Genomic DNA, 13,461 nt, shown 5'->3' with positions numbered 1-13,461 from the left:
GGACGCGACACCACCCGATCCGCCGGTGCCGGCGTAGCCCTCGACGGTCTCGGACGCTGCGCCGAACGGCAGGTAGTCGTGGTAGATCAGCCCCGCGAACACACCCGTCGCGCTGCCCCGCAACGCCGTCGGATCGATTCCCGCGTCCTCCAACGCCTCCCACGACGTCTCCAGCAGCAACCGCTGCTGCGGATCCATCGCGACCGCCTCACGCGGACTGATCCCGAAGAACTCCGCGTCGAACTCCCCCGCGTCGTAGAGGAATCCGCCCTCGCCCGACAGGCTCTTGCCCACTGCCTCCGGGTCCGGATCGTGGACGTCCGCGGGCCAGCCGCGGTCCGTGGGGAACGGTCCGACCGCGTCCCCGCGCGCCGCGACCAGCTCCCAGAACTCCTCCGGTGAGGACACGCCGCCGGGGAACCGGCAGCCCATGCCCACGATGACCACGCGGTCCTCGTCGGCGGCGACGCCGCCGCCGGCCGCCGGAAGACCGGCCCCCGCGGTTGCCGCCTCACCCTCACCGATCAGCCCGCTCAGCACGAACCCGGCCAGGGCCGCCGGCGTCGGGTAGTCGAAGACCGCCGTGGCCGGCAGGCGCAGACCCGTCACGGTGTTCATCCGGTTGCGCAGCTCGACGGACGTCAGCGAGTCGAAGCCGGCGTCGCGGAACGCCCGGCCGGCCTCGACACTCTCGGGGCCGGCCATGCCCAGCACCAGGGCGGCCTGAGCCGCCACCAGGTCGAGGACGGTCTCCATCCGCTCGGCTGGGCCGAGCGCGAGCAGCCGGGCGCCCAGCGCGTTCCGGGCGTCGGCGGCCGGAGCGCCGGCCGTGCGACGGGCGGGTGAGCCCGCCTGGCCGCCACGGACCAGGCCGGACAGGAATGACGGGACCTTGTCGGAGCGCCGCAGCGCGGCAAGGTCCAGCTTGGCCGTGACCACCATGGGGTCGGCGGCCCGGGCGGCCGCGTCCAGCATGGCAAGGCCGTCGGAGGCGGGCAGCGGCTTCAGGCCCTGGCGGGACATCCGCTGCCAGTCCGCCCGGTCGAGCTTCGCGGTCATGCCGTGTTCCCACGGACCCCACACCAGGGACGCCGCGGGCAGACCGGCCCGGCGGCGGGACGCGGCCAGTGCGTCCAGGAAGGTGTTACCGGCCGCGTAGTTGGCCTGTCCGGGGTTGCCCCAGACGCCGGCGATCGAGGAGAACAGGACGAAGGTGTCCAGGTCGAGGTCGCGGGTCAACTCGTGCAGGTGCCACGCCGCGTCGACCTTCGGCCGCATCACCGCCGCCACCCGCTCCGGCGAGAGCGCCGTGGCCAGCCCGTCGTCCACGGCCCCGGCCGCGTGGACGACACCCGTCAGCGGCACGCCGGCCAGCACACCGGCCAGCTCGCCACGGTCGGCGACGTCACAGGCCGCCACCGTGACCTCGACACCCAACCCCTCCAGGTCGGCCACGAGTTCGGGCATCCCCGACGCCTCGATGCCCCGACGTGAGACGAGAACCAGCCGGCCGGCCTTGCCCGTCTCGGCCAGGTGGCGGGCCACCAGCCCGCCCAGCGCGCCGGACGCGCCCGTCACCAGCACGGTGCCCGCGCGGTCGGCCACCACGGGCAGGGTGAGGACGGCCTTGCCGATGTGACGTGCCTGGCTCAGGAACCGGAACGCGTCCACCGCACGGCGCACGTCCCAGCACGCCACCGGCAGCGGGCGCAACGCACCGGCCGCGAACAGTCGGCTCAGCTCCCGCAGCATCCGGCCGATCGCGTCCGGGTCCAGGTCCAGCAGGTCGAACGCCTGGTAGGTGACCCCGTGGTCACGCCGAACCTGCTCCGGCTCGCGCACGTCGGTCTTGCCCATCTCGACGAACCGGCCACCGGCACGGGTCAGCCGGAGCGAGGCGTCCACGAACTCCCCGGCCAGGGAGTCCAGCACCACGTCCACCCCGTGGCCACCGGATTCGGCGCGGAAGGCCGCCTCGAAGTCCGTGGTGCGGGAGGACGCGATGTGCGACGCCCCGACGCCCAGTTCGCGCACCGCCGCCCACTTGGCCGGCGACGCGGTCGCGAAGACCTCCGCACCCAGGTGCCGGGCCAACTGCACCGCCGCGATGCCCACGCCACCGGCGGCCGCGTGGATCAGCACGCGCTCGTCCCGCTGCAGGCCGGCCAGCTCCACCAGCGCGTACCAGGCGGTCAGGTACACCAGCGACGCACCGGCCGCCTCCGCCACCGTCCACCCGGACGGCACCGGCGCCAGCAGCCGCTGGTCGGTCACGGCCTCCGTGGTGAACGCGCCCGTGAACAGGCCCATCACCGCATCGCCCGGCCGGAACCCGGTCACGCCCGGACCGACCTCCAGCACCACGCCGGCGCCCTCCAGGCCCAGCCGGCCCGCGTCGCCGGGATACATGTCCAGCACGTTCAGCACGTCGCGGAAGTTCACGCCGGCCGCGCGCAGCGCGACCCGCACCTGGCCGGCGCCCAGCGCACCCGTCTCGTCGGCGCCCACCAGGGTGAGGTTCTCCAGCGTGCCGCGCTCGTGGAAGTCCAGGCCCCACACCCGCTCCGCGGGAACCGGCAGCCCCTGCGCGACGCGTGCCAGGCGCGGCACCCGCAGCTGGCCGGCCCGCACGGCGAACTGCGGCTCGCCGGTGGCCACGCCTGCCCGCAGCCACTGCACGACCTCGGCGGCGGACGCGTCGTCCACGTCGGCCAGCACCAGCGCGCCCGGGTTCTCCGACTGCGCCACCCGGACGAGACCCCAGACGGGCGCCGCCGTGACCTCGATCGGCGCCTCGGGGCCGGCGTCCACGGCGCGCTCGGTCACCACCACCAGCCGAGAGCCGGACAGCGCGTCCGCGGCCAGCCACTCCTGCACCAGCCCCAGCGCGCCGGCCGTGACACCGCGCGCCGCGCCCGGGACACCGTCGGCATCCGGCTCGGGCACGGCCCGCGCCACCACGACCTCGGGGACGGTCCCACCCTCGCCGACGGCCGTCAGCAGGGCCGCCAGGTCGGCGTACGAGTCGGCGCCGGCCAATTCACCCCCGAGCACGGCCCACCGGCCGGTCGGCTCGTCGGAGCCCGCCGCGGCCGGGACCCACTCCACCCCGAACAGTTCGTCACGGGCCGGTGCCGCCGAGGCCGCGAAGGGCCGCAGGACGAGCGAGCCGATGGAGGCGACCAACGCACCGGTGGCGTCGGCCAGGGTCAGTGCCACGGCGTCGCCGGTCCGCTCCGGGGCCACCCGGACGCGGGCCACAGCGGCCCCCGTGGCGTGCAGCTCGACGTTCCCCCAGGAGAACGGGACCTCCAGCCGGTCGCGGCGGTCGCCCGTGCCCACGATCACGTGCAGGGCGGCGTCCAGCAGGGCGGGGTGCAGGCCGAACTCGGTGGCACTCACGCCGTCCGGCAGCGCCACCTCGGCGAAGAGCTCCTCGCCGCGCTGCCAGGCCGCGCGCAGGCCTTGGAAGACGGGGCCGTAGGAGAGCCCGCTCCCGGCCAGCGCCGGGTAGAAGTCGTCCAGGTCCACGGCCTCGGCACCGGCCGGGGGCCACTGCGTGAAGTCGGTGTCCGCATCGCCGTCGGCCGCCGTGCCGGCCGAGGCCAGCGCGCCGACCGCATGACGGGTCCACTCCCCCTGGGGTTCGGCCTCCTCGGCCCGGGCGTACACCGCCACTTCCCGGCGGCCGGACGCGTCCGGCCCGTCCACCGTGACCTGCACCCGGACGCCGCCCTGGGCCGGGAGCACCAGGGGCGCCTCGATGACCAGTTCCTCGACCCGGCCGCAACCGGCCTCGTCACCGGCCCGCACCGCCATCTCGACCAACGCGGCCCCGGGTACCACCACCTGGCCGGCGACCACGTGATCGGCCAGCCACGGCTGCCGGGCCAGCAACAACCGCCCGGTCAGCACCAGGCCGTCACTGGCGGGCAGCGTCACCGCCGCGCCCAGCAACGGGTGGCCGGGGGTCTCCAGGCCGAGGTCCTCGGCACGGCTGCCGAGAGCGGGGGTCAGCCAGTAGTGCTGCCGTTGGAAGGCGTAGGTGGGCAGGTCGACGCGCTGGGCACCGGTGCCTGCGAATACCTTCTCCCACTCAACGGCCAGACCGCGTACGAACACCTTGGCGAGCGCGGTGAGCAGCGCGCGGGGTTCGTCCCGGCCCCGGCGCAGTAGCGGGAGCCAGAGTTCGTCGGCCGTTTCGGCGTCGGTGTCGGGGCGGGTTTGGGGGCCCATGCCGGACAGGACGCCGTCGGGGCCGATCTCGATGAATGTGCGAACACCGCTGGTGCGTAGAGCGTTCGCGGCGTCGCTGAAGCGGACGGCCTCGCGGACGTGCTTCACCCAGTACGCCGGGTCCGTGACCTCGTCCGTCACCGGCTCACCGGTCAACGCGGACACGACAGTGAGCTTGGGTGTCCGGTAGGCGACCGAGGCCACGACCCGCGCGAACTCCTCCAACATCGGTTCCATCAACGGCGAATGGAACGCGTGCGAAACCTGCAACCGCTTGGTCCGCGCCCCACCCGCAGCCAACTCCGCGACAGCCGCGAGGACTTCCTCCTCGACACCGGAAACCACCACAGCCCTCGGACCGTTCACCGCCGCAACACCCACACCCGGACGGCCCCCGATCGCCGCGACAACCTCCGCCTCCGTCGCCTCCACCGCCACCATCGCCCCACCAGACGGCAACTGCTGCATCAACCGACCCCGCGCGGCAACCACCGCACACGCGTCCTCCAACGACCACACCCCAGCCACATGCGCAGCCGCCAACTCACCGATCGAATGCCCCGCCACCACCTGCGGCGACACACCCCACGACTCCAACAACCGGAACAACGCCACCTCAATGGCGAACAGGGCCGGCTGCGCCCACCCCGTGTCATCAATCCGACCCCCACCCTCAACCTCACCGCGCACCACCGCCGCCAGCGAACCGTCCAGATGCTCGGCCAGCCCCGCACACACCGCGTCGAAGGCCTGCGCGAACACCGGGAACGCCGCGTACAACCCCTGGCCCATCCCCACCCGCTGGGCACCCTGCCCGGTGAACACGAACCCGACCTTGCCCACGCCCCCCACAACGCCGGAGACCACACCCGGCACCTCACGCCCCTCGGCCAACGCCCCCAACCCGGCCGCCAGTTCGTCGCGATCCGCACCCATCACCACAGCCCGGTGCTCCAACGCCGCCCGCGACGTCGCCAACGACCAACCCACACCGGCAGCGTCCACATCCCGGCCCTGCACGAAACCCGCCAACCGCTCCGCCTGCCCCGCGAGACCCGCCGCCGAACGCCCCGACACCACCCACGGCACCACCGGCAGCACCACACCACCACCACCGGAGACCGGAGCCTCCTGCTCGGGCGCCTGCTCGATGATCACGTGCGCGTTGGTGCCACTGATGCCGAACGACGACACCCCCGCACGCCGCGGACGCTCGTCCGAGTGCGGCCACGACACCGCCGACGTCGCCAGTCGCACCGCACCCGCGTCCCAGTCCACGTGCGTGGAGGGCTGCTCGGCGTGCAGCGTCTTCGGCAGCTGCTCGTGCTGCAACGCCAGCACCATCTTGATGACGCCTGCGACACCCGAGGACCACTGGGTGTGCCCGATGTTGGACTTCAGCGAACCGAGCAGCAACGGCCGGTCCGCCGGCCGCCCCTGGCCGTAGGTCGCCAGCAGTGCCTGCGCCTCGATCGGATCACCCAGCCGGGTGCCCGTGCCATGGCCCTCGACCACATCCACGTCGCTCGCGGACAGGCGCGCGTTCGCCAGCGCCGCCCGGATCACCCGCTGCTGCGACGGCCCGTTCGGCGCCGTCAAACCATTCGACGCACCGTCCTGGTTCACCGCCGAGCCGCGCATCACCGCCAGCACCTTGTGGCCGAGCCGCCGCGCGTCCGACAGCCGCTCCAGCACGACCAGGCCGGCACCCTCGGCCATGCCCATGCCGTCGGCCTGCTCCGAGTACGCCTTGCAGCGGCCGTCCGCCGCGAGCCCCTGCTGGCGGCTGAACCAGGCGAGCCACGACGTGGTGGCGTGCACGGTGACGCCGCCCGCCAGGGCCAGCGAGCACTCGCCCGACCGCAGGGCCTGGCCCGCGAGGTGCAGGGCGACCAGCGACGAGGAGCACGCGGTGTCGACCGTCAGGGCGGGGCCTTCGAGGCCGAGCGCGTAGGCCACCCGGCCCGAGATCACGCTGGGGGCGATGCCCGACTGCAGATGGCCCTCGAGGTCCTCGGGCGCGTTGGCGCCGTATCCGGACGAGGACGCGCCCACGAAGACGCCGGTCGCCGAGCCGCGCAGCTGCCTAGGGTCGATGCCGGCCCGCTCGAACGCCTCCCAGGAGAGTTCGAGGAGCAGGCGCTGCTGGGGGTCCATCGCCAGCGCCTCACGCGGGCTGATCCCGAAGAAGGCGGCGTCGAACTCCCCCGCCCCCGTGATGAATCCGCCGCCGCGCGTGTAGAAGGTGCCAGCCCGCTCCGCGTCCAGGTCGAAGAGCTGGGACAGGTCCCAGCCGCGGTCGGTGGGGAGCGCGCCGACGGCGTCGCCACCGGCGGCCAGCAGCTCCCACAGCTGCTCCGGGGCGCTGACGTCGCCGGGGAGGCGGCAGCTCATCGCCACGATCGCGATCGGCTCGTCGGCCCCCGCGCCCACCGGCCCCTGGGCCGCGGGCTCGTCCGCGTGCCCCAGCGCTTCCGCCCGCACGAAGGCGCACAGTGCCATGGGGGTCGGGTAGTCGTAGATCAGGGTGGTGGGCAGCCGCATGGCGAGCGCGGTGCTCAGCCGGTTGCGCAGATCGACGCCGGTCACCGAGTCGAACCCGAAGTCCTTGAAGGTGTGTGCGGGGTCGAGCGCCTGTGGGGAGGCGTGGCCGAGGACGGCCGCGGCGTGCGTGGTGATCAGGTCGAGTAGCATCTGGTCCTGCTCGGGCTCCGGTCGACCCACGAGCTGCCGCAGCAATCCGGTGGCGGAGTCCGGCGGGGCCGCCTCGGCCGTGCCGCCGACCGACTGCGGCAGCTCCATCACCTGCGACGACACGCCGCTGTCGAGCCAGAAGCGGTCATGCTGGAAGGCGTAGGTCGGCAGGTCGACCCGCTCGCCGGCCGGGAGCACGGCCGTCCAGTCGACGGCGGCACCGGCGACGAACGCCTCGGCCAGCGAGGTGGTCAGCCGGATCGCGCCGCCGTCGTCGCGGCGCAGCGTGCCGCAGACGGCGGCGGGCACGGCGCCCGGGCCGGCCGCCTGGGTGGCCTCCTCCAGCGACTCGGTCATCGCACCCAGCAACACCGGGTGCGGGGAGACCTCGACGAACACCCGGTGGCCCTGACCGGCCAAGGTGCGCACCGCGCGGTCGAAGTGGACGGTGGCCCGCAGACTGGCGTACCAGTAGGCGGCGTCCAACTCCTCACCGGTCAGCGTCTGGCCGGTCATCGCCGACACCATCGGCACCCGTCCCTGGCGCGGCGTCACATCCGCCAGTACGGAGGTGATCTCCTGCTCCAGGCGCTCGACCTGGGCGGAGTGCGAGGCGTAGTCCACCGCGACCATCCGGGCGCGCACGCCCTCGGCCTCGAACTCGGCCTTCAACTCCTCCAGCGCGTCCGGCTCGCCCGAAACCACCACCGCGGCCGGGCCGTTGACCGCCGCCAAGGCGAGCCGCTCGCCGAACCGGGCGATCCGCTCCTCCACCACGGCGGCCGACCGGCTCACCGACAGCATGCCGCCCAGTCCCGCGAGGACCTTCAGCGACTGCGAGCGCAGCGCCACCACCCGCGCGCCGTCCTCCAGGGACAGCATCCCGGCCACCGTCGCCGCCGCGATCTCCCCCTGCGAGTGACCGATCACCGCCTCGGGGGCCACACCGGCGGCCTCCCACACCGCCGCCAAAGACACCATCACCGCCCACAACGCCGGCTGCACCACATCCGCCGCCTCCAGCGCGGGCGCACCCTCCGCCCCCGCCAGCACATCACCCAACGACCAGTCCAGGTACGGCTCCAGGGCCTGCGCACACTCCGCCAGCCGGGCCGCGAACACCGGGCTCACCGCAGCCAACTCCCGGCCCATACCCAGCCACTGCGAACCCTGGCCCGGGAAGACGAACACCGGGCGCGCATCGGACCGGGCCACGCCCGACACCACCGACCCGGCGGAGGCACCCGCCGCCAGGCTCTCCAGCCCGGCCACCAGCGCCGCGCGGTCACCACCCACCACCACGGCCCGGTGCTCGAACACCGACCGCGTGGCCGCCAGCGACCATGCCACGTCCGCCGGTTCCAGCTCCGGCCGCGCGCAGACCCACGCGCCCAGTCGGTCCGCCTGTCCCGCCAGCGCCTCCGCCGACCGGCCCGACACCGCCCACGCACCGGCACCCGACAGCACCGGAACCGTCTCCCGGGCCCCGGCGGACTCACCGGCCGGCGCTTCCTCCAGGATGACGTGGACGTTGGTCCCGCTGAGTCCGAACGCCGACACACCGGCACGTCGCGCATGCTCCCCGGCCGGCCAGGGCTTCGGCTCCGCCAGCAGCCGCACCTCGCCCGACGCCCAGTCCACGTGCGGTGACGGGTCGTCCGCGTGCAGCATCGCGGGCAGCTCGCCGTGCTGCAGGGCCAGCACCATCTTGATCACACCGGCCACACCGGCGGCGGCCTGGGTGTGCCCGATGTTGGACTTGACCGACCCCAGCCACAGCGGCCGGTCCGCGGGCCGGTCCTGGCCGTAGGTGGCGAGCAGCGCCTGCGCCTCGATCGGGTCGCCGAGTCGGGTCCCCGTGCCGTGCGCCTCCACCGCGTCCACGTCGGCGGCCGTCAGGCGCGCGTTCGCCAGTGCGCGGCGGATGACGGCCTGCTGCGCCCGGCCGTTGGGGGCGGTCAGGCCGTCGCTGGTCCCGTCGGAGTTGATCGCCGAGCCGCGCAGCACGGCCAGCACGGAGTGGCCGTTGCGCACGGCGTCGGACAGGCGCTCCAGGACGATCAGACCGACGCCCTCCGACCACACGGTCCCGTTGGCGTCGGCCGAGAAGGGGCGGCACACGCCGTCCGAGGACAGCGCCCGGAGCCCGCTGAACGCCACGAAGTTGCCCGGGGTGGCCATCACGGACACGCCGCCGGCGAGCGCCAGCGAGCACTCGCCGGACCGCAGGGCCTGCACGGCGAGGTGGATGGCGACCAGGGAGCTGGAGGCGGAGGTGTCGACCGTGAGCGACGGCCCGTGCAGCCCGAGCAGGTACGAGATGCGGCCGGACATCACGCTGGTCGTCGTGCCGGTGAGCAGGTAGCCCTTCAGGCCTTGCGGCGCCTCCTGCAGCCGGGGGCCGTACTCCCTGGGCTCGGCGCCCACGAAGACGCCGGTCCGGGTGCCCCGGATCGCGGACGGGGTGATGCCGGCGCGCTCCAGGGCCTCCCAGGAGGTCTCCAGCAGCAGCCGCTGCTGCGGGTCCATCGCCACGGCCTCACGCGGTGGGATGCCGAAGAAGCCGGCGTCGAATCCGGCGGCGTCGTCGAGGAAGCCGCCCCGGGTGAGGTAGGTCTTCCCGGCGCTCTCCGGGTCTGCGCCGTACAGGGATTCGAGGTTCCAGTTCCGGTCCGCGGGGAAGTCGGAGAGGGCGTTCCGCCGCTCGGCCAGCAGGCTCCACAGGTCCTCGGGCGAACGGACCCCGCCGGGGTAGCGGCAGCTCATGCCGACGATCGCCAACGGCTCCGCACCGGCTGCGCCGAATTCCGTCAGGGCCGGCCCATCAGTCTCGTTCACAAATCCCTCGGCATTCGGGAGGTCGGGAGTTCGATACCTGGTCGAAGGTCTTTCAGCCAAGGCGGAACAGCAACGCGAAAGGGCTGAACAGAGGGGCTGAACGGAAGGGCGGCACAAGGAGGATGGAACAAACGGCCCACCGGAGCCCCGACGGTCAGGATATGAGTCGCCCCACCCGGAAAAACACGTGTTCAACCGTGAAAGGCGCGCCGGTTGAGCGGCGCGCCTTTCCGAACAGCCGGGCACCCGGCGTTCCCGACCGTCAGGCGACGGCGTCCTCCACGGCCGCGGCCGCGGCCAGTTCGGGCGAGGTGAGCCGCATCGTCGTGGGCCCCTCGCGCCGGTCGGCGAGCAGGTGCAGGCGCTGGACGCCGTCCCCGACGGGCTCGCCGAGCACGGCCAGGCAGGCGCACGGCTCGTTGGCGAAGCCCGCGAACCGGTACGCGATGTCCATCATGCGGTTGCGCTCGGTCTGCTTGAAGTCGGCCACGAGGTGCACGCCGGCCTGGGCCGCCTGGTCGATCAGCCAGTTGAGGATGACCGCACCGGCACCGAAGGTCACCACGCGGCACGAGGTCGCGAGGAGCTTGAGGTGCCACAGCTCCGGGTGGCGCTCCAGCAGGAGCACGCCCACGGCGCCGTGCGGACCGAACCGGTCGGTGAGGGTGACGGTGAGGACCTCGTGGTCCGGGTCGGCCAGCAGGGCGCGCAGCGCGGCGTCGGAGTAGTGGACGCCGGTCGCGTTCATCTGGCTGGTGCGCAGGGTCAGTTCTTCGACCCGGGAGATGTCCTCCTCGTCGGCTCGCTTGATCGTCATCACGAGGTCGAGGGTGCGGAGGAACTCCTCGTCGGGGCCGTTGAAGGTGTCCTTCTCGGCGTCCCGGCGGAAGCCGGCCTGGTACATCTCGCGGCGGCGCCGGGAGTCGACGGTGATGATCTCGGGGCTGAACTCGGGCAGGCCGGTCAACTCGCCCGCCCGGTCGGCCGGGTAGCAGCGGACGTCGGGCGCGTGGTAGTTCACCTCGGCGCGCTCGGTGGGCAGGTCGTCGATGAACGCGATGGTCTTCTCGGCGAAGTTCAGCCGTTCGGCGATCAGCTTGACCGCGTCGGACTTGCGCCCCCACCCGATCTGGGGGTGCACGAAGTACTCGGCGAGGCCCAGCTCTTCGAGGCGCTTCCAGGCGAGGTCGTGGTCGTTCTTGCTGGAGACCGAGTGCAGGACTCCCCGGGAGTCCAGCTCGACGATGGTGTCACGGATGCCGGGGAACAGTTCGACGTTCGGGTCCTCCAGCAAAGTACCGTCCCAGACGGTGTTGTCCAGGTCCCAGACCAGGCACTTCACGAGGGTTGGCTTCTCAGCCACGGGGTTTCTCCTACCAGCTTCGGTCGGACTTCGGTTCGGACTTCGGTCGGACGGACGTCAGTCGGAAAGCGACAGGGCGTGGTCCGCCAGGATCAACTGGCAGATCTCGTTGCTGCCTTCGATCAGCTCCATGAGCTTCGCGTCCCGGAACGCACGGGCCACCACGTGCCCGTCCGCGGAGCCGGCCGACCCGAGGAGCTGGACCGCGGTGGCGGCGCCCCGGGCGGCGTGGCCCGCGCTGACGTGCTTGGCGAGGACCGCCATCAGGCCCATGTCCGGTGCGGCGCAGTCCCATTGGTCACTGGCGTGTTCGCAGGCGCGGAGCGAGACCTGCTCGGCGATGAGCAGTTCCGCGAGGTGCCCGCGGACGAGCTGGTGCTCGGCGAGCGCCACGCCGCCCTGGTGCCGGTGCTTCGCGTGCCGGGTGGCGGCGCTCAGGCAGGCCTGGAGGATGCCGACGCAGCCCCAGGCGATGGACACGCGCCCGTAGGAGAGCGCGGTCGTGAACAGCATCGACAGCGGCTGCCCGCCGCCGCCCAGCACGTGGGTCGCCGGCAGTCGGACGTTGTCGAGGCGGATGTTGGCGTGGCCGGCGGCCCGGCAGCCCATCGGATGGGGCACCAACTCGATCTGCACGCCCGGTGCGTCCACGGGGACGATCGCGGCGGCGGCGCCCTCGCCGTCCCCGTGCCGGCCGATGATCAGGACGAAGTCGGCGTAGCGGGTGCCGGTGACCCACTTCTTCTCGCCGTCGATGACGAAGCCGTCCCCGTCGACCTTGATCCGGGTCTGCATGGCCGCCAGGTCGCTGCCGGCGCCCGGCTCGCTGAAGCCCACCGCGGTGAGCTTCCCGCTGGTCAGCTCCCCGAGGAAGGCCTTCCGTTGGTCCCGGTCACCGAAGCGCTGGATGGTCCAGGCGGCGATGCCCTGCGAGGTCATGATGGACCGCAGGGAGCTGCACAGGCTCCCGACGTACGCGGTGAGTTCGCCGTTCTCCCGGCTGCTGAGCCCGGGACCGCCGTAGGACGCCGGGACCTGCGCGCACAGCAGGCCCTTGGCCCCCAGGGTGCGCAGCAGGTCGGTGGGCAGTTCGCCCGTGACGTCCCAGGCGGCCGCCTGGGCGCCGACGAGCCCGCCGATGAAGGCGCGCTCGTCGGCGAGTCGGTCAGGCATTCCCGGCCGCTTCCGGGTCGCCCTTCAGGCGCAGCACGAGGTTGGACATGCCGACCACGGTGCGGAAGTTGTCGAGCTTGAGGTCGGCGCCGACGATGGCGATGTCGTACGCGTCCTCGAGGTGGACGACGAGCTGCATCGCGAACATGGAGGAGACGACACCGGACGCGAAGAGGTCCTGGTCGAGCTCGACGTCGGTCTTGATGCGCTCGGTGAGGAAGGCGAGGATCTCCTTCTGCAGGGTCTCAGCGGTCAGCGGGGTGTTGTCCGCGTGGACGGTCATGACGCGACCTTTCCGTAGTCGTAGAAGCCCCGGCCGGTCTTCCGGCCGAGGTGGCCGTCCCGCACCTTGGCGAGCAGCAGGTCACAGGGGCGGCAGCTTTCGTCGCCCCGGCGCTCGTAGAGCACGTTGAGCGAGTCGACGAGGTTCTCCAGGCCGATGAGGTCGCCGGTGCGCAGCGGGCCGGTGGAGTGTCCGAGGCAGCCCTCCAGCAGGCCGTCGACGACCTCCACGGAGGCGACGCCTTCCTGGACGAGCATGGCCGCGGTGTTGATCAACGGGTGCAGCAGGCGGTTGATCACGAAGCCGGCCGAGTCGTCGACCACCAGGGCCTCGCGGCCGAGGACGGCGAGCAGCTCCAGGGCCTGCTCCAGGACGGCGGGCTCGGTGCGCGGGCCGCGGATGACCTCGACCATCTTGATCATGTAGGAGGGGTTCATGAAGTGCACGCCGACGAGGTCCTCGGGGCGCACGGTCCAGTCGGCCATCTCGTCGATCGGGATGCACGAGGTGTTGGAGATCAGGGTCGTGCCGGGCGACACGAGGCGGGAGGCCGCGGCGAGCACCTCCTGCTTGACCTTGTCGATCTCGGTGACGGCCTCGATGACGGTGGTGGCGTCGGCGATGTCCTCGAGGGCGACGCTGGTGGTCAGCGTGCCCTGCGGGCGGTCCGCCGGCAGCACGCCCATGAGCTGGGCGTGTCGCAGCTTCTGCGCGATGGTCTGCCGCGCCGTTTCCAGCACGGTCTCGTCGACGTCGACCAGGACGACGGAGACGCCGTGGCCGAGGGCGAGCGCCGAGATGTTGGTGCCCATCACGCCGGCGCCGACGATGGCGAGGCGGTGCTCCTCAAAAGCAGTCATGGATTCTTCCCTGC

The 13,461-nt window shown here is 72.8% G+C and carries 5 protein-coding genes; all 5 read right to left on the bottom strand.

Translation table 11 applies throughout. From position 1 onward, the window contains the following. A partial coding sequence (locus LN042_RS33780; RefSeq protein WP_230055274.1) for a type I polyketide synthase occupies positions 1-9,768 on the bottom strand: 9,768 nt, incomplete at its 3' end. A 262-nt stretch (positions 9,769-10,030) separates the two neighbouring features. Next, positions 10,031-11,131, bottom strand: a complete 1,101-nt coding sequence (locus tag LN042_RS33775; RefSeq protein WP_230055273.1) for an HAD-IIIC family phosphatase — start codon at positions 11,129-11,131, stop codon at positions 10,031-10,033. 57 nt (positions 11,132-11,188) lie between these two features. Beyond that, positions 11,189-12,304: an acyl-CoA dehydrogenase family protein gene (locus LN042_RS33770; RefSeq protein ID WP_230055272.1), complete on the bottom strand. Its 1,116-nt coding sequence runs from the start codon at positions 12,302-12,304 to the stop codon at positions 11,189-11,191. Then, a complete protein-coding gene (locus tag LN042_RS33765; RefSeq protein ID WP_230055271.1) occupies positions 12,297-12,587 on the bottom strand; it encodes an acyl carrier protein in 291 nt (96 codons plus the stop codon). The genes LN042_RS33770 and LN042_RS33765 overlap by 8 nt, the downstream gene beginning before the upstream one ends. After that, a complete protein-coding gene (locus LN042_RS33760; RefSeq protein ID WP_230055270.1) occupies positions 12,584-13,447 on the bottom strand; it encodes a 3-hydroxyacyl-CoA dehydrogenase family protein in 864 nt (287 codons plus the stop codon). The genes LN042_RS33765 and LN042_RS33760 overlap by 4 nt, the downstream gene beginning before the upstream one ends. Positions 13,448-13,461 lie beyond the last annotated feature (14 nt).

It is taken from the genome of Kitasatospora humi (genome assembly GCF_020907985.1).
In the GTDB taxonomy this organism is placed as follows: domain Bacteria; phylum Actinomycetota; class Actinomycetes; order Streptomycetales; family Streptomycetaceae; genus Kitasatospora; species Kitasatospora humi.
The sequence above is the reverse complement of the archived record's forward strand: the minus strand, read 5'-3'. Positions and strand labels throughout refer to the sequence as shown.